General features: G+C 33.3%; 19 protein-coding genes. 6 read left to right on the top strand and 13 right to left on the bottom strand.

The features are described from left to right. Positions 1-2 precede the first annotated feature (2 nt). Positions 3-146, top strand: a complete 144-nt coding sequence (locus AABK36_RS10560) for a hypothetical protein (protein ID WP_309939145.1) — start codon at positions 3-5, stop codon at positions 144-146. 84 nt (positions 147-230) lie between these two features. Next, complete coding sequence (locus AABK36_RS10555; RefSeq protein WP_309939146.1) at positions 231-2,099, top strand: DUF262 domain-containing protein; 1,869 nt, start codon at positions 231-233, stop codon at positions 2,097-2,099. A gap of 54 nt (positions 2,100-2,153) precedes the next feature. Here the strand turns inward: AABK36_RS10555 and AABK36_RS10550 are convergent, their stop codons facing one another. Further along, positions 2,154-2,297, bottom strand: coding sequence for a hypothetical protein (locus AABK36_RS10550; RefSeq protein ID WP_309939147.1), 144 nt, complete (start codon positions 2,295-2,297; stop codon positions 2,154-2,156). 188 nt (positions 2,298-2,485) lie between these two features. Between AABK36_RS10550 and AABK36_RS10545 the strand changes: the two genes are divergently transcribed. After that, positions 2,486-4,093, top strand: a complete 1,608-nt coding sequence (locus AABK36_RS10545; RefSeq protein ID WP_309939149.1) for a hypothetical protein — start codon at positions 2,486-2,488, stop codon at positions 4,091-4,093. 376 nt (positions 4,094-4,469) lie between these two features. Here the strand turns inward: AABK36_RS10545 and AABK36_RS10540 are convergent, their stop codons facing one another. The 4 genes from AABK36_RS10540 to AABK36_RS10525 all read right to left on the bottom strand — a co-directional run bounded on the left by AABK36_RS10540 (position 4,470) and on the right by AABK36_RS10525 (position 8,593). Next, positions 4,470-5,105, bottom strand: a complete 636-nt coding sequence (locus AABK36_RS10540) for a hypothetical protein (protein ID WP_309939150.1) — start codon at positions 5,103-5,105, stop codon at positions 4,470-4,472. A 348-nt stretch (positions 5,106-5,453) separates the two neighbouring features. Then, the gene (locus tag AABK36_RS10535; protein WP_309939152.1) at positions 5,454-5,825 is read right to left on the bottom strand and encodes an Lcl domain-containing protein; all 372 of its coding nucleotides are present in this window, start codon (positions 5,823-5,825) and stop codon (positions 5,454-5,456) included. 115 nt (positions 5,826-5,940) lie between these two features. Next, positions 5,941-7,635, bottom strand: coding sequence for an eCIS core domain-containing protein (locus tag AABK36_RS10530; protein ID WP_309939153.1), 1,695 nt, complete (start codon positions 7,633-7,635; stop codon positions 5,941-5,943). A gap of 181 nt (positions 7,636-7,816) precedes the next feature. Continuing rightward, entirely contained in the window at positions 7,817-8,593 is a 777-nt protein-coding gene (locus AABK36_RS10525) for a carboxypeptidase-like regulatory domain-containing protein (protein WP_309939154.1), read from the bottom strand. Positions 8,594-8,914: 321 nt separating this feature from the next. On the opposite strand from AABK36_RS10525, the gene AABK36_RS10520 reads away from it, so the two are divergent. Both AABK36_RS10520 and AABK36_RS10515 read left to right on the top strand, forming a co-directional pair. Beyond that, positions 8,915-9,235, top strand: coding sequence for a hypothetical protein (locus AABK36_RS10520; protein WP_309939155.1), 321 nt, complete (start codon positions 8,915-8,917; stop codon positions 9,233-9,235). 105 nt (positions 9,236-9,340) lie between these two features. Beyond that, entirely contained in the window at positions 9,341-9,880 is a 540-nt protein-coding gene (locus tag AABK36_RS10515) for a hypothetical protein (protein ID WP_309939156.1), read from the top strand. A 77-nt stretch (positions 9,881-9,957) separates the two neighbouring features. Here the strand turns inward: AABK36_RS10515 and AABK36_RS10510 are convergent, their stop codons facing one another. The 3 genes from AABK36_RS10510 to AABK36_RS10500 form a co-directional block, all read right to left on the bottom strand. Continuing rightward, complete coding sequence (locus AABK36_RS10510) at positions 9,958-10,749, bottom strand: DUF4249 domain-containing protein (protein WP_309939157.1); 792 nt, start codon at positions 10,747-10,749, stop codon at positions 9,958-9,960. 41 nt (positions 10,750-10,790) lie between these two features. Continuing rightward, entirely contained in the window at positions 10,791-13,175 is a 2,385-nt protein-coding gene (locus AABK36_RS10505; RefSeq protein WP_309939158.1) for a TonB-dependent receptor, read from the bottom strand. 91 nt (positions 13,176-13,266) lie between these two features. After that, positions 13,267-13,587: a hypothetical protein gene (locus AABK36_RS10500; RefSeq protein WP_309939159.1), complete on the bottom strand. Its 321-nt coding sequence runs from the start codon at positions 13,585-13,587 to the stop codon at positions 13,267-13,269. 461 nt (positions 13,588-14,048) lie between these two features. On the opposite strand from AABK36_RS10500, the gene AABK36_RS10495 reads away from it, so the two are divergent. Next, positions 14,049-14,372 carry a hypothetical protein gene (locus AABK36_RS10495; protein WP_309939160.1) on the top strand — a complete coding sequence of 108 codons (324 nt, stop codon included), beginning with the start codon at positions 14,049-14,051 and terminating at the stop codon, positions 14,370-14,372. Positions 14,373-14,502: 130 nt separating this feature from the next. Here AABK36_RS10495 and AABK36_RS10490 read toward each other — a convergent pair whose 3' ends face one another. The 5 genes from AABK36_RS10490 to AABK36_RS10470 all read right to left on the bottom strand — a co-directional run bounded on the left by AABK36_RS10490 (position 14,503) and on the right by AABK36_RS10470 (position 21,173). After that, positions 14,503-15,477 (bottom strand): glycosyltransferase, encoded by a 975-nt coding sequence (locus AABK36_RS10490; protein ID WP_309939161.1) that lies wholly within the window; start codon positions 15,475-15,477, stop codon positions 14,503-14,505. Between the two features lie 8 nt (positions 15,478-15,485). Then, entirely contained in the window at positions 15,486-17,282 is a 1,797-nt protein-coding gene (locus AABK36_RS10485) for a glycosyltransferase family 25 protein (RefSeq protein ID WP_309939162.1), read from the bottom strand. A gap of 75 nt (positions 17,283-17,357) precedes the next feature. Beyond that, positions 17,358-17,513 carry a hypothetical protein gene (locus tag AABK36_RS10480; RefSeq protein WP_338390267.1) on the bottom strand — a complete coding sequence of 52 codons (156 nt, stop codon included), beginning with the start codon at positions 17,511-17,513 and terminating at the stop codon, positions 17,358-17,360. A 135-nt stretch (positions 17,514-17,648) separates the two neighbouring features. Beyond that, on the bottom strand, positions 17,649-18,941 hold the full coding sequence (locus tag AABK36_RS10475; protein ID WP_309939165.1) for an HlyD family secretion protein: 1,293 nt from the start codon (positions 18,939-18,941) through the stop codon (positions 17,649-17,651). An 18-nt stretch (positions 18,942-18,959) separates the two neighbouring features. Further along, positions 18,960-21,173, bottom strand: a complete 2,214-nt coding sequence (locus tag AABK36_RS10470) for a peptidase domain-containing ABC transporter (RefSeq protein ID WP_309939166.1) — start codon at positions 21,171-21,173, stop codon at positions 18,960-18,962. Positions 21,174-21,198: the final 25 nt, after the last annotated feature.

Here is a 21,198-nt window from a genome sequence, read left to right as displayed (position 1 = left end):
TTATGTCTAACACTCTATTTTTTCAAAATAATAGCTTCAGCAAAAAAGTATTCGACAAGGAAAGTCTTTTTGAACAATTTGCCTTCACGCACTCAAAAGACTTGTTTGGAAGAGAAAGTGTGCTTATTGATGCGGAGAAGGGATAAGGAAATACTATCAACAATGACAAATGAAATAATATCAGTTTACGACAATGAACCTTTAAATACATAATATACTTTTTAATAAATATGGATTACAAACTAGACACTGGGAAGAAATACATAAGAGAAATATTTTCTTCCGACAAATTTTATAACATACCAGAGTACCAAAGACCTTATGTTTGGGGAGAAGAGCAAGTCATTACGCTACTTGATGACCTACAGCATGCGATGGATAATAGTGCAGATAAAGAGTATTTTTTAGGTTGCATGATATGGAATACCAAAAAGAAAACAACCGATGACACAAGTTATGAGTGCCAAGACATATTGGATGGCCAACAGCGTTTCATCACACTATATTTATTACATGGCGTTATGCGTGACCTTGGTGAGGAAAAACAACTAAAAGATACTGTCACTAAACGACTATGCCAAGAAGGTAATAAATTTGATGGAATTCCTTCTCGTAACCGTATAGAGTTTGAGATAAGAGATGATGAACAATTTCTTGCTAACTACTTATTGAAAGAAAATGGTACATTAGAGCTTGATAAACTCAAACAAATAGCTACAAATCATCAGCAATCCTCTTCCGTTAGAAACATGGCTATGGCGATAGTCACGATGCACAAATGGTGGGAGGAAAAGAGAACAGAAGAAGGTGATAACTTTCAGAAGAGCATTGCAAGCTTCTTTACTTATCTCTCGTCTAAAGTGTTAGCACTCTTTCTTGCTACTCCTGATAATCTAGATGATGCCTACAATCTATTTACAGTACTGAACAGCAGAGGGCTACAGCTGCAAGTAAGTGATATCTTAAGAGCTCAAAACCTGAGAGAAATTCAAGACGATAAGACCCGAAAAGAATATGCTGAAAAATGGTCTGAGCTAGAGAACACTATCAATGCTCCTTTCAACCATTTTGATGACTTCTTATGGAATCTGGTTTTCATAAAAATGAAATACCGTAGTGATGATAATCAAAGTCTAACTAAAGCCTTTAACCATTTATATAATCGTAAAAAAGATAAATTAGTAAAAGGTATCGATACGATTGATTTTGTATCAAAATATATTGAACATTACAAAGCCATTACTAATGGTGAATTTATAGATAAGGATACGAGTTGTTTATTTTCAAATCTAAATTATATATTAACCTCTGTTTTCGGTAGTCAATATATGTCTCCTATGATGTTATATAGAGAACGATTTGGAGAATATCGAATAGTTGAGTATTTCTTGAAGCTTGACAATCTACTTTCTATTACTTGGCTTATGGGAAAACGTCAATCCCAAACCAGAATCTTTACTATTTTAAGAAAAATCGATGAATGCTTCGAAAAAATTGAGAATGAAAATATAAGTTTGAAAGAAGCTTGTGATCAATTCTTTGATTCGACCATTATTGATTATGATTATCAGGATGAAAACTCCACTACCCAACAAATTAACCTGGAAGATTTTTTTGATGTACTTGATAAAGAAAAATGGGGAGGATTTGCGGGTAATAGGATTAATAAAACTCGCTATTTGCTATTAAAACTTGATCTTATTCGAGGAAATATTTCTACTCGTATGCAGTTTAATAAATCCCAATCTTCTGTAGAGCACATTATGCCTAGAAAAAAAACGAATGAATATTGGAAGAATATCTCAGATGAAGATCATGCTTTATGGTTGCATAGATTGGGTAATATAATTCTACTAGATAGACGAAAGAATGCATCTTTGAGTAATTCTGATTATCATAAAAAAGTTAGTAAATACAAAGAGGGTATTGAAGCAAGAGCGAATACCAATAATGTATTCATGAACTATCAAGAATGGAATATTAAGAATATCAAAGACAATCACCAAGATGTTTTACGCTTATTGAAAGAGTACTACCAAGGGAATGATATTGCGACATTGCTAAGGATTAAGAAGGGTGAATATAGTTTATTTGTATAATGAATTAAAAGGAGGGCTAGTACATTCTTAATATGATGCTAGTCCTTTTTTTTGTTAAAAACTAACAGCTCTTTTCTTGTGAAGAGACTTCTCAAGATTATCAGCAATTTGTTTCATTCTTAGCCACTCTTCTTCAGTAAAGGAATCGCTGGAAGTAACGATAGGGATTTTAAACTCTCCAAGGTCACCTTCTTTCAAATTCCATTTTTTTCGAATACAGAAGCCTTAGTATATACTTTCACAGGAATATATAAAACAATAAATATTATTTTACAAACAAATTAATTAGCAAAAAAACAACTAAAAATAATAATAATCACAAAAAAAACTATATTGCATCCATCAATCAACCTTCAATTACTTGAGCAAACAAATACAACAAAACCATGAAAAATATTGCACTAATACTATCTATAATGCTATTGACATGCATAAACGCAAATTCTCAAAATCAATTACTTAAAAAAATTGATTTTGGACAGCCATTTAAAGAAAAGGATTATAGAGATCGAACATATTACCAACTAGATACAAAAGGAGAAACCTTTTTAGTTGAGCAACTTAATAATCCTTACGGTAAAAAAACGGAATATGCTATAGAAGAATTTAGTTCAACTCTAGAGAGAAAAACAGTTCTTGAAATTGAATTTGAAAAACATGAAAGTCTTATGACAACTCGCCAAGTATCTGACGACTTTTTTGCCATCACCAGATTATTTGATAAAGATGGTGATGTAATTATTGTCTATAAAAGAAAATACAATCCAGCGTTAAAAAAATTTAACGATAAAGAAAAATTATTTAGTGTGGACATAAAAAGTAAAGGTAGAGTTTTCGATACAGTGAATTTTAAGATTATAGAATCCGAAGATGAAAGCAAACTTGCTTTTATAGGGGATTTTGGAGAAAAATCCACAGTGGAAGTACACGCTACTATTCAAAAAAGTGGATATTTTGATTATTATGATAAAAGAGCGGATCATTTACCGATTGATATTGCAGCATTTGATAGCAATCTAAATCTAATAAATCATCAAAAATCAGATATCAAAGGTTACGCAACTTTAGATGCAGAAATAATAACTAATAATGGTGAAATTTACCTTGGTGTTAAAAAGTATAAACATAAAAATAAGGGAGATGAAAATACGCCCAATTATAACTATGAAATATATCGTTGCGATCAAGGTTTGAAAAAATTAAATAATTTATATAATAAAACTACATTTATAAATAATTTACATTTTTCTCAATCAGGAAGTGAAATCAAAATCAACTGTATTTATTCCAACAAAACAGCTAAAAACTTTCAAGGAATTGGCTACAGTCATATTGACTCAAATGATAAGGTAGCGATACTAAAGAAAGTTCCTTTAACGGAACCGTTTGCAAATAGCCTTCTCGGAGAAAAAGAAAAAAAGAAATTGCAAAAAGGCAAAGATGTAAATAACAGTATTATGTTTCATAACTATGTTATAAATGAAGTTATTCATGAAAAAAACAATTCATACCTATTCATTGAAAAACTTAATACAATGTACTATTCAATGATGGGAGGAAGGTATGATGTAAGCACATCAAGCAGAGAGAACTTAATTATTATAAAAGTGGATGAAGACTTCAACTTTCTCTGGTCTCATAACATTATAAAAAGACAAACAAGCATTTCAAGCACATATCCAATGAGTTCATACATTGGAATTGAAAGAGACAATAACTTTTTAATTTATTACAATGGAAGGTTAGATAATGAAAATATAAAAAATGTAGATGAAGTAGATAAATATGACCCCCTATATAGGTATTGGGAATCATGTATATATGTATTGGATGTTTCTAAAGAATCAGGTAAACTTAAAAAAGAATTTTTACTTAAATTCAAAGATGAAGACGTTATGCTTCATACAAATGAGGTCTTTAAAAATAAAAAAACTGATGAAATCATTCTCTATTTCCATCATAGAGACAAAAATGTATTTGGACATCTCAGGTAATCATAACTTATTATAAAATCTATTTAGGAATGCCTAATAACATCATTTAAACTGTATTTAGGCATTCCCTTCTTTCAAGATAAGTACTCAAAAAACTCATTAATGTTTACCTCATTCCGCAAAGTATTGCGACACAGGGATTTTCAACCATACTTTTTGAGCATTGATGTCAAATCATCCACTTGGCTTCTATTTCCCACTAAACGGTCTATCCCACTCTATCAACCAATCAGCTCCTTTGGCTACGTCTTCGTAGAATTGAGAGTTTCATACAGGCTTGAATCCCCCCTTGGCTTACTTGACTATTGTTTTTTCGTTTAAAATAATTCTTTATTGTCAATATCACTAATTTAGTTTAGACCGGAATAAGATTGGCTTAATCATTCATGGTGGAAAGTATAAATTCAACAGTCTCTCGATTATTATCACTCATTGAAGTTTGCTTTAAAGCCTTTAACTGTTGCTTAGCGCCTTGTTTATCTCCCAACATCTGAGTAACCAACGCCTTGTTAATTAATAATCCTCCACTAGATTCTATATCTAAATCTTCACATTCAAGACCTCTATTTATTGCTATCATCCTATCTTCAGGTAATTCTAACTCATCCGATAGCTTTCTCCATGCTGGTGCATAATCTGGAAATTTTTCAACAATCTCCTCTAATATTTCGAGCCTACGAGTCTTGTTTTTGGTCCAATCCACTTGCGCAAATGCAACGTAAAGACCTTCTGGATATTTCTTTTGAACTTCCATTTCTAATCCCCAAATAGCAACCTTTGTTGTAAAGTAACCACCTGGTCTTAATGCGTCTACTTTATGGTAGAATTCCAAAGCGCGATCAAACTTTGTTTGAATCAAATAGATGAACGCTATTTCATACAGAGGTTCTGGCCATTCTGGAGCTAATTTTGCTGCATCTTCATAACTAAATATAGCTTCTTCGAATAATTTATCACTTGCAAGCGACTTGCCTTGGGCAAATAATTCTTTTGCTTTTAAATTTATATTCATACGTCAAGATCCTTATTATTTGCATTGTTTGCAGGCTGAACATTTAACACTTCTACTCCTTTAATTTTATTCCTTATTTTATCCTTTAAAATATCATTTCCAATACCATAGTCGCCATTAAAATCTTCTATCCATCTTTTCTAAAAATCTCTGATTAGCATCTAATGACGTCTAGAGGAATAGACTGGTTTACAAACGGGAAATAAAATCGTCCTAGAGTGTATGAGGGAACTGTGGACAAACATAATCCTGATTAAGATATTATCTAGTTTCGGAAAAACAACCGTAATAGATAATAAATTTCCTTTTCGTATCTTTCAAATTAAATGTTCTAAAATAGGTCTTTAACTAAAATGCCCGAACGGCACGGACACGTTTGCTGTCCACGTCTTTTCCATTACATTCTTGAAAGCCATCACCGAAGTATTGGCACCACGCATGATAGTAGTCGAGTTCCATAGAACTCCAATACCAGTCATCCGAAAATTCGCCAAGACCATTTTTTTTTAAATTCCAGTACATTAAATTAAGCTCTCCTCTCGATGGCAGGTACCAGTCTTTATGACCGTCTAAAATAAGTTCATCACACTTATAATTTGCCTCCGACCACGTGTGCTTATCTGCCAAATCTTCTTTAGCTGCTATCAAGCCATGTTCGCCATCTGCGGATATTGCGAATACGATACCCCCTGATATTTCATCTCCGATTTTGTACGACATTATGTTTATTATTAATAGGTTTACTACTTTGTTTTATTACATCCAGTGCTAAATGAAATTGAGAACAATTCAATAAGTATGGGAATGATTCTTTCTTAGTGTATTAAGTTCGCGATCAGCTATCAACAATATTGTCCTCGATTTTAAATCCCGGCGTATACAAATCAGTTTCTACCTTCCAATCTCTTTTTCTTTCTTTTTTTCTGAGCTCATGCATTCTTGCTTCTTCTTCTTCCCAAGAATCAGTTAATTGATCCTTACTCTTCGAGTGGATTTGTAGCTCTTCTTCGGATTTCAATTCCTCTTTTGCTTTTTTTCTAAAATGCTCTTCCGCACCTTTCTTGGCTTCTTCATATTTTGTTTCAGACCTACTTAACTCTACAGTTCCTAAGAAGTTCGTCCCTTTAGCAACTTCTGGAACACTTTCCAGTGCTCTGTTGGACACCCATCTTGCCGACGTTAATAGCCTTTTAGCTGTAGGACTTTCAAGTAATCGTTTATTTGCTTTTTCGTTATCTGCTCCTTCCAACTTACTAATTTCTTCCTGAATTATTTCACTAGCACGAGGCCGCTTTAATTCCTCGTCTTCTTTCCTTACTTCAATTTTCACATTGCCAGGATCCTCTCCTCTTAATCCTGCGCTATCCACTGGAGTTTCAAAAATACTAGCCCATTTGTCCTCTGCTTTTTGAGGCCATGCCACGACATTCCACATATTATCAGCTCCTCCCCACTCCCGCTTTACAAGGTGTGCTCCAATATATTTTATGCTCGATACCATTTCATTAATGGGACCTGCCTGACTGTTCTTACGCCTTTTCCCTTTGCCAGCATTTGGTTTTATGGCAGGTCTTGATGTCTGTACTGTTATATCATCGTCAGAGTATTTATCAAATTCAGTATCAATCTCTAATTTTTTACGTGCATATTCAACTCCTCTTGAATTTTCCTGTTCTTCATGGTTTCCATCGGTATTTGTAATGGGATATTCTTCACGCAAGTCGGCATACATCTGACCTCTAGCTCGGGTTTTCGCAGATTGATATTTTTCATCACCCTTTTCCCCCTTTGCGGACCAATCCGTTGTTGCCAAAGATAGATTTAGATTGCGAGCAACTGAATATTTTTTCAGTTGAATTTCTGTATCACCATTATTTTTGAACTTGTTAAGTTTTCTTTGCGCAACACCTTCCGGCCGATTATCTATAAATTGTAAAGCTTTTGCCCCCATTACATCAGCTTCTTTCTCCAAGCCTGCATCATCATTGACATTCACCTTGCCTTTCATCTGTTTTGTTGGCTTGACTCTTCCTTGCTTCTGCTGAACGACATGCCAAGCTTCGTGAGGCAAGTGTTTTTCTTGTCCTGAGGCGAGATGAATATCCGTGCCTTGCGCATATGCATGGGCTTGAAGTTGCGCAGGTTTGTCTGAATTGTAATGCACTTTGACATCATCCATGGAATGCCCCGAAAGGTTTTCCACTCCTGTTTTTAGCTTATCCGGCAAACCTGTATTATTAGGCTTTGAAGTGGTTCCCTGATTGCCAGATCCTCCAGTATCATCTTTCTTTTGCACTGGCAGTTGACCTGAAGGGGTATTCCACCGTTGAAAGTTTTCGCTGGACTTAATCGCATCAATATCAGCTCGTAATTGGGCAGTTGTTAGATTTAAATAATCTAAAGACGGAGTAGTATCGTCCCCATCGAGCTCTTTTTTCCTTTGCACAGCCATCCAATTCGCTTTCATTCGCTCATCAGCTTTTCTCTGTGCTATATTTGAGTGTTGTTGTTCTTTAGAATTCTTATTCATGAAATATAATCTATGAAATATTAAAATGAATATATCTAATCCCGCTCATTAAACAAGTATTTAAATAATTCAATTTTCAGAAAAGATAAAATATCATCGCATATTTATGGAGATTAAAAAATAGTATATATAAATTCATGACCTTGAATTTTAAGCGACAACCTCAAGAAGTGACACGCTGTCATTTCTTGAATTCATAGTTTCCATATTTATAAAATAAAATATTTTCTCCTTTTTCATTAAATTCAGTATTTTCCCCTACCACTTTTATTACATAAGGTTTCTCTCTTGAATTCGAAGGTTTAAAATCAACATTAATCATATATCCAACAACTGCCGCTCCACTTTCATTCGCAGGAAGCTCTTCAATTTTTTGCATTGATTTTACTTCTACTTGCTTGTCGTCAATAAACACCTCAGCTTTAAAGTGCTCTGGATAGACATTAATATCAACCTTTTTCTCCAACTTAGCTTTATCAGTATAAATATCACTTTCATATTTTATTAGCTTACCTAAACTCATGGGTCTTACATATAGCCAAAGTCTGGAACCTCCACCATTTACAGTAAAAGCATTAAGGCCATATAATTCCAATCGATGATATCTTGGGTTAATCGTTAAATTCTCATCAACAATTACATTCCATGCCCAAAACTCCAACCGCATATCTTCCGGAGCTACTGCATTTCTTCTTGGATACTCTTCTGGCCTTAAGACATACATTGCCAAATAAGTTCCTTTTTTCACACCTGTTAATTTATAATTCCCATCTTGATCAGAATAAACAGTATATGCAGGTGAAAAATCAGAATAATATAAACTAACTAAAGCACTGTCAATAGGCGTTCCTTCAAAATCTGTAACTTTCCCCTTTACCTCAAACTCTTGAACACCTTGAGAAAAAGCAGAATTTAATGAAGAAAATAAAAGCAGAAAAAATAAGATGAATCTATTCATAATCAATCAATTAAGGCTAAAAACCAACAATATAAATATACTATTTTAATTAAAAAGAATACTAAATTAACAACTTAATAAATTACAGCCTTGCATTATTTCACCATCAAAACTGTATTAATCTTTCATCCTCATGATTATTTAAGCAAGGACTCTAATTTTAGAAAGAGTATTGTAAAACGGTGTCATATTTATTTCCAATACTCTTTTACACCTTAAGTCTTTTATTGAAAACAAATAATAAAATGGCACATTCTCAATGCGAAAAACAATCTTCAAACAAGGAAATCAATCAATTGCAGCATAAATGACAACTATCATATGAGCAGACCTACAAAAAAGAAGAATTTTCGAAAAATCGTTATAGGAAAAGACGTATTTTTATGGAAATTTGATGAAATAATCATTATCTATCCCATTGAAAATAAAAACAACTGCCTGAAAGTTGAATTTGGCTGGCATGACAGATGGTTGCATATCAATGACCAAGAAAATATGCCAAATAAACATGATCCAAAGGTAGTTACGCCTTCATTTGTAAAAGAAGCTATCAAGGCTGCCTTTGATTTGAAATGGGATTTTCGAGCAAAGGCGAGTATATTTTTGATGAAATACGATGATGGGAAATTCTCTGTCATTTAGCATAAGTTAACATAAACTCAAATGCGAATATTTTACCCTTTAATTGCTTTGCTTTTTAAATTAACACTTTCCAACATAAGCTTTGCCCAAAACAAGTATAAGTTTATGAATAATGCAGAATGTTCTAATGATATAGAAGCCGATTCTAACATATACAAATTATTTGAGCACAGAATAATTATCGCTTCATTTGGAGATATTACTCCGCATACAGAAAAATACTATACAATAGGCAAGCAATTTGGCAAAAAAGGATCCCTGTACATCAATCAAATTTTAGACAAATCCATAGATCAAAATCATTTAGATTTAAATTATTTATCAGAGAGCATCGAGTTGGACAATGGAAGCAAAAAACATCTACAGGATATTTTCTTAGAATTCAGAGCTGAACCTGAAAATAAGATTTCTAAAATGGCATTGTGTTATTTTCCACGCAATGTGATTTATTTTATAAACCAATCAAACGAAGTGCTTGCGTATATTCCGATTTGCTTTGAATGTAATCGGTCTGAATTATTTCAAATCAGTTCTAATTATAAAATCACCCAAAGATGTTTGCCAATATACAAGGCTCTCAAAAATTTCTTTTACAAAAATGGTATTGAATACGGCATAACACGAACATGGATTCTACAAAATTGATCATACCATTGTGAAAAATGCTAACAAAGACTTGAAACCACTTTCTCAAAAGCAGCTTCAAGTCTCCCTTCACAAGTTTATTCCAACACGATCCCTCCCCTAGATACAGCCTGAACGGAGAAATAGCCTAGCGCATCCGTTCCAAACATCGCTGGAGGATTTCCTGGAGAACTCGGATTTCCTTCTGAAATGCTCTGAACCGCCTTGAAGTAATCGTACACATCTTCGCTGATATGCTGCAATTCAAACTCAACATGGTCTCCTATTTCTATTTCATCATAATACACAGGGTAATTTGTCGCCATGCCATCATTGGTATCATCCTTATGAAGCATGATATCACCTGTTGATTCTCCATTCACAAATTGCTCTATTTTATAATAGTTCCTTTCATCGGCAGGATCAGTGTAATGAACTTCAAATCTATAATATAAATTCCCCGCGAGATCCGTCTCTTCCACAGTCACTGAATCAACCTCCACCACATCACGCATATAGCCTTCGGATTCGTGCATAACTTCCTCATGAACTACTTCCAAACGATATTGCTTCCCAACATTCCCATCCAGTGATGGATTGGTGTAAAACCCGGGATCTACTTCCGATAAAAGATACTCTTCACCATCTGAAAATACCTTAACCAAAGCATCCGATATCATCGGAGTCTCACCCTTGTCATAATAATCCGTCGTATAGGAAAGCTTCACAAAATTGCCTCTTGTGCTATCCGTTACGACTCCTTCAATGACAACTTCAGGGTCAGCAGAGCGCAAATTCAAATCAATTTCCTCCGAGCAAGAAACCAATGCCAATATAGCGACAAAACTGAATGCGTATATATTTATTATTTTTCTAATTTTCATATTCATTAAAAATTCTTTCAATTCAAAAACACGATAAATCAGCTTGACTAAAATCTGAAATAGTAAGAAACCGAAGGCAGGAAGCTAAACAGCGAAATTTTGTTTGCGATCATCTCTCCTTCTTCTCCACCTTCTTTCTCTTCGAAAGTAATCATATAGGCGTTTTTTCTTCCATAGGCATTGTACAAGGAAAAGTTCCAGCCTGACTCCACTCGTTTATTCACCTTTTCGCTCTTGCCCGTTTCGGGATCGATTCTTATTTTATAATTCTTATTTTCTATATTCAGCCCGATATCCAAGCGATGATAATCAGGCATTCTATAACCGTTTCTTTCACTGTAGTATGGAACCGGCTGTCCATTGATATAATACTTTCCGCTAGGATAAGTGATCGCATTTCCCGTATAATACACCCAGTTAGCCGATAACTTCATTCGCTCATTGATTTTATAAATCGATGTGATTGAGAAATCATGTCTGCGATCTTGTCTCGAAGGAAACCATACTCCGCCGTCTATATCGTCAAACTGACGCTCTGACTTGGACAAAGTATAAGAAATCCATCCGGTCAATCTTCCGGTCTTCTTTTTCACATACATTTCCAGGCCATAGGCTCTACCATCTCCATACAGCAAATCGCCTTCGATATATTCATTCAATCCCAATTCAGCGCCAGTACGATAATCGATGACATTTTTCATCTCTTTATAATACGCTTCCGTCGAGAACTCGTACTTGTTATCAGAGAAGTTTCGGTAATAGCCCAAAGACACTTGATCGCCAATCTCCGGAGCAATATTATTGCTGCTTGGTATCCACAAGTCGGTAGGCAAAGAAGTTCCAGAATTCGACAACAAGTGATTGTATTGCCTCATTCGATTGTATGAAGCCTTAAGGGAGCTCGTTTCAGTAAGCATATACGTCACATTGATTCTTGGCTCCAATCCTCCGTAATATTGAGCGATCTCGCCTTTGCCATAATATTCGCTATTGATCACATCACCTTCGTCATCAAAAGTATGGAAAGTTCCTTCGCCCAAGGCAGCGAATCCTGAATACCTGATCCCGTATTCTGCGAATAATTTATCAGAAAAGCGCGTGTTTGCGCTTACAAACACTCCTCCTTCGGAAGTAATCCTATCCGGAACGTTAAAATCATTCATTCCGCTATCATCGGAAGCTTTCAAGTCTCCCATGCCGAATTCTGAATATGAGATATCCCATCCAAACTTCAGGTCAAAGTTATCAGAAATCCCCCAGTCATATTGTTGCTTGAAAGTATAGGTATTGATTGTAGATGATATATTGATCTGGTCCACTTTGATGTTATAATCATAATTGCTTAGCACCAATGACGTGTTCATATACAAATGATCGTTGAAAGCATGATCCCATCCAAGAGTCGCCGTTTTATTTCCCCAGTCAAGACCAAACTGCGTTATGCCCATTCTATCCTCTCCCAAATATCCAGACACATACACGCGGTTATTATCGTTGATCTTATAATCGGCTTTCATATTCAAATCATAGAAGTAAAGCTTGGTATCGCTAATCGCTGGGTCATTAGAAAAGGCCGTAAAAACATCGGCATATGTTCTTCTTCCGGCCACGAATACGCTTCCCTTGTTATTGTCAAATGGAGTCTCCAACATCAAATTCGACGATATCAAACCAATACCTCCAGCACCGCCAAAATCCTCGACACTGCTTTCCCTCATGCGCACATCCATTACCGAAGAAATTCGCCCGCCATACTGGGCAGGAATTCCTCCTTTGTACAAATTCACATCTTCCAAAGCTTCGGAGTTGAACACGGAGAAAAATCCCATCAAGTGTGAAGCGTTATAAACAGTGGCTTCATCCAACAACAAAAGATTTTGTCCAGCATCTCCTCCACGAACATAAAATCCGCTGGAACCTTCTCCCGCAGACTGCACTCCCGGCATCAACTGTATGGTTTTCAGCACATCCTTTTCACCGAAAAGCACGGGAACATCCTCCAAATCCTTGGGGGAAATACTTACTACGCTGACAGTGGTTGAACGCACATTCTTATCTTCTCTTTCAGCCTTGACAACAACTTCATCCAACTCGCTTGAAGACAATGACATGCTTACATTTTTTTGCACAGTACCTGAGCCCGATACACTTTGGTTGATAGTTTCATAGCCTATAAAATTGTATGACAATGTGTAATTTCCCTTTGGCAAGGCTATTCGATACTCGCCATTGGCATCTGTGATCACTCCTTTGGCTTTAAGCTCTTTTACCAAAATGGTAACACCGATCAGTCCCTCGCCTGATTCGGAATCCGTTACTTTGCCGCCTACCACGAGCTTGTCACTTTGGCCCATGGCTGAATCATGCACCAGACTCATAAAAAATATGGACAATAGCGCCAATCGATTTACTATTAATTTTAACCTTTTCAAATCCCTCTTATTTAATCAAATACTTAATACAGTTTTTTATTATAATTATTATTTTAATGTACACTCATTGCCAAAAATGACGGAATACATATTAAATAGAAAAAATATTCAATGAACCATCCCTTTTAGTCCACCAATGATCATCATTCAACCATAATGTCAAAAAAAATACGTATTTTATTATCTTAAATAGAAATGAAATTGGTATCCAGAGCCTTTCTAGTTCTAATTTTCGAAAAGCCTGGCTCCTCAAATAACCGCAAACCGGCAGATGCACTATTGATATCAGGCCTTTTGCTTGAAGCTCTTTTGCAAATTTACAAGATTTGTTTATTCCCCCTCCTGACACTGGATTCACTAATCTGCTTCTAAACGCAAGTTTACCATTTTTGCCTAACGCTAAATAACACATCCTTGCAATGAATAAAATCGACAATTGCAGCCATCGATTTGATATTAAATTAAACTTTTTCAAATCCCTCTTATGTAATTAAATGCTTAATAAATTATTTTTTAATAATGATCATCATATATATGATATTCATATCCTTGTTTTCCCCTACCTTTCGTAAGAAAAAATCAAATAAATATTTAAGCAATTCATTTAAATATCTAATGCAGAATAAATTACGCTAATTTAATTTTTCAAAAAATGATATTAAACGTGTTTTTGGCGAACCGTATATTTTCCTTCTAAATTGTCAAATAAGGGTTTGAGTTGAATATCGTTTTCAAGTAGTAAGCTCAGTATGTTTTACATGAAGGCTATTTGTATTTAAAAACTTTGCCTCAAAGAGGAAATATTGTCCTTATTAGCAATGAGCATAATTACATATCATTCAATAAGCCGCAAAAAGAATATTACTACGGTAAATGAAAGCGGATACGGAAAGAAAAATAGCCTTTCTTGATAAGAATGGCTACATTATTTATTTGACTGAGACTAATGAAAGAACCGTACATGAAAAAGCCATTTTAGATGAAATAGCCCTCAATATTTCTGAAGAAAATATACTTACGTACCCCAGTTTTCAAGGAGCCGAAAAGAAGCACCCTTACATTATTACTCCATTTAAAAAGTCTAAAAAAGGAATCAATAAACTAATCAGTCTTGCGCATGTTTTTTCCAGTGTTAAACGACTTAAAGCAGTACAGGAAAAATCAAATCCAGAACAACTGAAATTAAAAATAAAGTGATGATTATAGCTACAGCTCTATACAATTTTAAAATGAAGTGCAGAAATGCCTAACAAATAAATCATGATAATGACTATTTTATAGAATCTTTTTGACATTCTTTCGAAGTCTTTCTATTGCATTAAAAAAATTAAATGGATTCATAATCAGACTTTTTGAAAATAGGTAGATTATTAATATTGTTTGGGAACAAAATAGGCTTTCTTTTATTCAACTTTTCTCCATTAAGAACTTTTTCGTAAAGACTTATGTATTTATTCGTCATAGTTATATGATCAAATTCATCCAACACATATTGATGGCATAATGACCTATCAAAATTATCTGCATGAAGCAAAGCTGACTCCAACTCCCAATCATCAAATGATAAATAACCTACCTCTTCATTTATTAATTCCGGCAAAGATCCATAAGGCGTTCCAATAACTGGAAGTCCAAAATACAATGATTCAATTAAAGCAACTCCAAAAGGTTCATTCCAAATGACTGGAAATAACAAAGCTCTTCCACCATTAATAATTTTATTTTTTTTAAAACCGCCAACCATACCCTTAAACTGAATTAAATGATTAGAATTCCCATCCCCGCCTACAATTGCTAATTTTTGATTTATCTTCTCACAAATTGATATGGCTCCTTTTACATTTTTCTTTTTATTTTCAGTGTTAGCTAAAAACAAATTATAATCTCTGGAAGCATTCCAATCGACTTTTCCATATTCATCAAAATCCAAACCAATGTAAACATAAGTATCAGCATTATACCTGTTTGCGTGATTCTGAGATACAAATACAGTATTTTCATGATGATATTCAAAAAATGGATAATTTCCATGACATGTAATTAAAAAAGGAAAATCTAAATCTTCATCTAACGGATTGTTTAAATGCAAGACATCGACACCTTTAGGAATTTGAACCGATATTGGTTTATTCAAGTCATAAGTATAGACTTTTCCAAAAGGACAATATGAACCCTTTTTAACTAAATAACTTACTTCATGTCCTTGATTAGAGAGTTCCTTACCAATCCACCATACAAACCTTTCTACTGCCCCGTAATTAATAACAGGAATTTTAATATTATCTACAATCAGAATATGCATTTTATTTATTAATTATCTCTCAAAAATGACACAATAATATACCTCTTTCCATCTTTAACAGGAAGAGCTCCATGACGATGACTAATTCTACCTGGATGTATCAAAACCTCCCCAGGCTCTTTTAAAACTATTTTTTTCTCATAATCTGGAAATACAGTTCCTGCTCCATCAAACTCATTATTCAAGCAAAGATTCATTGTCACCAAACTAAAGTCATGATGAATAGCAAGATAAGCTTGTTGATCCGGTTTGTATCTTACGATAAAATTTTCAGACAAACTATTATTTAAAACAAACTTAAACTTCCATTGCTTCAATATTATTGGCAAAACATATTTATTTATAATTCTATTATAAATATCATTTAAGCCTAATACTTCAAGAAGCATGTCGTTAGTCGGATAATTTTTATGCCGATCAATCATCCATTTATTAATATTTTCAGCTTCACTGATTACATGATCGCAAAACAATTTATTAAATAATGGAAACCTTAAAATATACTTTTCTTCTTTGCTAATAACCAATTCTTCATTGCCATCAATAATGACAGGGTTAATATATTTTTTCTCCCACGACTTTTGAAAAGCGCCAAAATTCAAATACAAAGATTCATGTTTTACATTTTGCTTTATATTTGTAGTGCTATCATGTCCTGAATATTGATTGACTAAATTTTTATAAGTTGCAATGGCATTTATTTCCTCTTTAAATAAATCTCTAATATCATTTCTGGGGTGATTCGAATATAAGGCAGGTAAAAATTCATCAACAGGGATCAACTTTTCACAAAAACGTGTTTTTAACAGCTTTTCTATCCCTGTATTATTCAAGATATATGCATGAGTGCAATAACTAAAACCAGGCTTTACCCAAAAATTGCTAAGTTCTTTATCTTTTTCTTTAGGCGTTCGACCCAAATACATTAAATCCCATTCAAAGTCACATTTATTTAATAAACTAAAATCCGCATCGATAACTGGAATAAAATCTTCTTCCAATATCAATACTTTAGAATACTTTTTATTAAAGGCATCCTCCCACACCATCCAATGACTTAAAGAGCAACCCAATTCACCTGCTGTAATCTCACGATTATACCATTTGCTTTGGCTTTCAGTTATTTTCCATTTATCATAAACCTTAACTCCTAATAAATCTAAATCATCATCACTTATTTTGTTTCCATCCACTGCATCCCATACAATAACCTTAACTTGATTATCTAGTTGAAAATACGAGAGATGATGCTTTATTAAATCTATATTTTTATTTTTTTCCCCTTCCAAAGCTATAATATAAACAGCTTCAAGGTTCATATTCATTTTTCGTTGTAACTTATATCGCTTCTCCTTTTCAGAATAATCTTCTTCTTCAATATCGCTTGAACTTTCGGCTGTGACTATAGTTCCATCCCAAGACAATTTCAAATCTTCAAGACTAATTTGATAAAACCCAAAGACAGGGTCCAAAAGGTCTACTAACTGATTTTTTTTATCATAATTTAAAAAAATACTGGATTCACTGTCGGTAAATATTAATATAGATGGAAGAGGTGCAAACTCTAAATGTTGGTGTTCAATTTGCATCGCGTCAACTTCAAGCTCCCACTCTTTCAATGTATCGCAAAGTGCTATTATATTCTGATTCGTCGACTCAAGTCTTTGTTGGAAAATATCCTCAACTGTTTGCAAAGATATTTTAACTTTACTATTATGTAAAATAAAATTTTTAAGTGTAGATAAATAGTTTTCTTCATAACTACTTTGACTCACCCAATCCAACTTATTTTCTATTTTCTTCATTTTAAAATTTATCTAAGAAAGTGTTTCAATAACTAAATACGAAACACTTTCAATAACTAAATTATAATTATACTATTAAGACTTAAAAGTAGTTGGGTCTGGGCAAGTCAAATTAGTAGGGCAATTGTCAGAGCATTTTCTGGTTCCACCTCCCCTCAATCCACCTTGTGCTTCTTTTGATAATTCAGACAATACGTCTTTTTTTAATGCTAATTTTTTTAACTTTTTCATTTTTAAATTTAACTTAATTACATAATGGATTGCATTTATAGTGGCGACATCCTTATCACTGTCTCTTCGTGCCAAATATTTTTATAATAAAAAACTATTGATTCTTGAAAATTAATTTCAAACTTCCCATTAGAGTTATAAAAAATTTCTTAGTGGCAATATAAATCGTTCTATAGCTCTTGAATCTTTTGTCACTATTTCTGCAACACCTTCCATCTCCTGAATAAACTTAAGTCGTTTATCGTACGTAGTGCACATTCCTTCATTCAATTGAACCATCCCTATGTAGCTATTTTTTTCAGGCACTAAAGAAATTCTGCTTAAATATCCTTCCAGCATACCAAACTCCATATAAGGGAATCCTTCCAACTTTATAAACACGGATTGGCCAATTTTAATATTACCAATCTTTTCATTAGGAATTATGACTTTTACTATGATTTTCGATTCATTATAAGGTATAACTGTTGATACTCGATCTCCAATTTTCACACTTTGATTCTCACTCCACATGTTTGTTTGACTTGCCACTCCATCTATAGGAGAGGTTATCAAATAGTTTAATTTCCACTCTTGAATTTCAGCTAATAATGATTCTTTTTGCTCTTCAATCGACCACTTTTGTTCTTTCATTAATTTTTCTTGCTCAATTTTCAGGTTTAGCAAATTGTCTTCAATATTCAATAAGGTGATATCATTATTTTTTAATTTTACTTCAAAGCTTACAACTTTAGCTATTTTTTGAGTATATAACTGTTTTGACTTCTCATATTCTGCTTGTGAAATCATATAAGCACTCATAGCAAATAATGTAGAATCCCTTTCAAAAGCCTTTTTGCTTAGTTCTACTTCTTCGTGGATTAATTTATGCTGCATTGACTGAATATCACGAACTTCTTTGTGTTTTATCAATTGCAACTCCAAATTCTTTATTTTTTTAGGAATATGTTCTTGTTCTAAAAAATGATTGTACTCTCTAATAGTCTTTTTGAGTTTTGAATATGCATATTGCAACTCGCCAAGGGAATCGAAATTATATAATAAGCTTGAATTCAAGCTACTGTCCATTGTATTGAAAAGTTGAACTTGCTTTATTTGATTTTCCACCGCTAATATTTTTTTGAAATTCGCAGTACCCTTAATTACCGCAATAAGATCCCCTTTACTAACAGTATCTTTATCATTAATTAATATCTGCTCTATTTTGCCATTGATTCTAGCCTCAAGCACAACGGGTGTTTGATAAGTCGTTATGATAGATGGTACTTTTACAACAACAGGATATTTGAAAAAATAGCTCCCTATGATTAAAATCACTAAAACCATGAATATAATACTCATGCCCCATGTTACAATCACACTAGGAACACTTCCCATTATTTCCTGAATCTCATCACTGTGAAAATCATCTGTATTATTGTCAGGCATAATATATTATAAATTTACTTAATAAATTAAATTGCTTTCCATTTCTAGTTGATCCTTTACCAAGTTGTAATATTCACTTTTATTAGAAATCAACTCTTCATGATTTCCCTTTTCCACCAATTTGCCATTATTAAGCACTATTATTTGGTTCGCATTTTTTACAGTGCTTAATCTATGAGCTACAATCAAGACTGTTCTACCTTTAAAAAACTGTTCCAAGTTTTCCATAATTACTCTTTCATTATTTGCGTCCAACGCATTTGTCGCCTCATCAAAAAACAAATAATCTGGATTTTTATAAACAGATCTTGCTATAAGTATTCGTTGTTTTTGTCCTGTGCTCAAGCCATGACCATCACTGCCTATTTTTGTTTCATAACCAAGCGGAAGACTTTCTATATATTCTTTCAAATTAGAAACCTCTAGAGCCTTATTAAACTTCTCTAAGTTCGGATAGTCGTCGCTCACACATATATTATTTATAATGCTATCTGAAAAAATAAACCCCTCTTGCATAACAACTCCACAGCTTTTCCTCCATTCCCTTGAACTATAGTTATTTATTCTTATGCCATTCAATAATACTTCTCCAACAGTTGGATTATAATTGCCTAATATCAACTTCATCAAGGTGCTTTTACCACTTCCACTGGTGCCTACAATTGCAGTTATCTTACCTGGCAAAATTTCAAAATTAACATCCTCTAATATTTTTTTTGAATGTGGGCCTTCATATTGAAAAGTTAAGTTTCTTAATAAAATGTTCTCTGACTTTGGAATACTATAGAGTTTATTTTGCTCAATACCTTCTTCATCATCTTGATCATGAATTTCGCCCAACCTTTCTAAACTGATTTTAGCATCTTGAGCTGACTGTGCGAAACTTATAAATTGTTGAATAGGAGCGTTGAGCTGGCCTATTAAATATTGTACAGCCATCATCATGCCTAATGTCATTTGACCTTGCACCACAGATCTAGCCACCAAAAATGAAATTAAAATATCTTTTGAATGATTTATAAAAGTAGCCCCCACATACTGAAATTGATCTAATGACATACTTTTTAAGCTTATCTTATATAATCGAGCTTGTGTTTTTTCCCATTCCCATCTTTTTTGTTTTTCACATCCATTCATCTTAATCTCCTGCATACCTGTTACCAGTTGAATTATATTGCTTTGATTCTTAGATGATTGTTGAAATTGCTTATAATCAAGATCCCTTCTTGATTTTAAAAATAACAATACCCAGACTATATAAATAGCACTTCCAATCAAAAAAATCAATAAAATATCTAATTGATATTTAGCCATAATCAACGCATATATTATGACGGTGATCCCAGCAAATATTATATTTATTAATCCATTTGTAAGAAAATACTGTATTCGCTGATGGTCCTCCATTCGTTGTATAATATCTCCTAATAGCTTTATATCAAAATAAGCTATTGGCAACTTCATTAGCTTTATTAAAAAATTAGACAACAAAGATATACTGACTCGGGATGTTACATGCAACATCAACCAATTTCGTATTATTTCATTTGCTGTTTGACCTACAATCAAAATAAATTGCGCCACTAGAACCATACTAATAAAGGATAAATTATTATTAGATATCCCTTTATCCACTATGGACTGAGTTAAAAATGGAAAAATAAGTCCTATCAAGGTACCTGTTAACATACCAAGCACTAATTGAAATATATACTTTTTATAAGGTCTTATATATTTCAATAGATATGATAAGTTTTGTTTATTATTATCTTCGTTGCCAGCATCATAAAAATCAGGTGTTGGTTCTAATAATAAAACATTCCCAAACCTCTCACCTAACGCTCCATCTTTACTCCATGAATTTAAAAACTCTTTTTTACTATATTTCAATAAACCTTGATTAGGATCTGCTACATGAATATATTTTTTATTTTTTTTTGTTTTTATTTTATATAAGACAACGAAGTGTTCATCATTCCAATGAATAATACATGGCAAAATCGCCTCTTTTTCCAATTGATCCCAAGTTAATCTATAAGCCTTAGTGATAAAACCTATTTTTTCAGCAGCATCGCTTAGACCCAACATCGATACACCATCTCTACTTAAATAAGATAAATCTCTTAGAAATTGTAAACTATAAGTTTTGCCATAGAACTTTGCAATCATTCGCAAAGAACTAGGTCCACAATCCATTGAATCCAATTGTTTATAAAAAGGAAATTTAATCATCTATTTTTACTTATCAACATTCAAT

This window comes from Aureibacter tunicatorum, assembly GCF_036492635.1.
Classification (GTDB): domain Bacteria; phylum Bacteroidota; class Bacteroidia; order Cytophagales; family Cyclobacteriaceae; genus Aureibacter; species Aureibacter tunicatorum.
The sequence above is the reverse complement of the archived record's forward strand: the minus strand, read 5'-3'. Positions and strand labels throughout refer to the sequence as shown.

Coding starts and splice junctions, on each gene's coding strand:
- AABK36_RS10495 (WP_309939160.1), top strand. CDS start 14,049: ATGAAAGCGGATACGGAAAGAAAAATAGCCTTTCTTGATAAGAATGGC.
- AABK36_RS10490 (WP_309939161.1), bottom strand. CDS start 15,477: ATGCATATTCTGATTGTAGATAATATTAAAATTCCTGTTATTAATTAC.
- AABK36_RS10560 (WP_309939145.1), top strand. CDS start 3: ATGTCTAACACTCTATTTTTTCAAAATAATAGCTTCAGCAAAAAAGTA.
- AABK36_RS10520 (WP_309939155.1), top strand. CDS start 8,915: ATGAGCAGACCTACAAAAAAGAAGAATTTTCGAAAAATCGTTATAGGA.
- AABK36_RS10510 (WP_309939157.1), bottom strand. CDS start 10,749: ATGAATATGAAAATTAGAAAAATAATAAATATATACGCATTCAGTTTT.
- AABK36_RS10485 (WP_309939162.1), bottom strand. CDS start 17,282: ATGAAGAAAATAGAAAATAAGTTGGATTGGGTGAGTCAAAGTAGTTAT.
- AABK36_RS10545 (WP_309939149.1), top strand. CDS start 2,486: ATGAAAAATATTGCACTAATACTATCTATAATGCTATTGACATGCATA.
- AABK36_RS10540 (WP_309939150.1), bottom strand. CDS start 5,105: ATGAATATAAATTTAAAAGCAAAAGAATTATTTGCCCAAGGCAAGTCG.
- AABK36_RS10555 (WP_309939146.1), top strand. CDS start 231: ATGGATTACAAACTAGACACTGGGAAGAAATACATAAGAGAAATATTT.
- AABK36_RS10475 (WP_309939165.1), bottom strand. CDS start 18,941: ATGCCTGACAATAATACAGATGATTTTCACAGTGATGAGATTCAGGAA.
- AABK36_RS10500 (WP_309939159.1), bottom strand. CDS start 13,587: ATGTGTTATTTAGCGTTAGGCAAAAATGGTAAACTTGCGTTTAGAAGC.
- AABK36_RS10470 (WP_309939166.1), bottom strand. CDS start 21,173: ATGATTAAATTTCCTTTTTATAAACAATTGGATTCAATGGATTGTGGA.
- AABK36_RS10535 (WP_309939152.1), bottom strand. CDS start 5,825: ATGTCGTACAAAATCGGAGATGAAATATCAGGGGGTATCGTATTCGCA.
- AABK36_RS10480 (WP_338390267.1), bottom strand. CDS start 17,513: ATGAAAAAGTTAAAAAAATTAGCATTAAAAAAAGACGTATTGTCTGAA.
- AABK36_RS10530 (WP_309939153.1), bottom strand. CDS start 7,635: ATGAATAAGAATTCTAAAGAACAACAACACTCAAATATAGCACAGAGA.
- AABK36_RS10525 (WP_309939154.1), bottom strand. CDS start 8,593: ATGAATAGATTCATCTTATTTTTTCTGCTTTTATTTTCTTCATTAAAT.
- AABK36_RS10515 (WP_309939156.1), top strand. CDS start 9,341: ATGAATAATGCAGAATGTTCTAATGATATAGAAGCCGATTCTAACATA.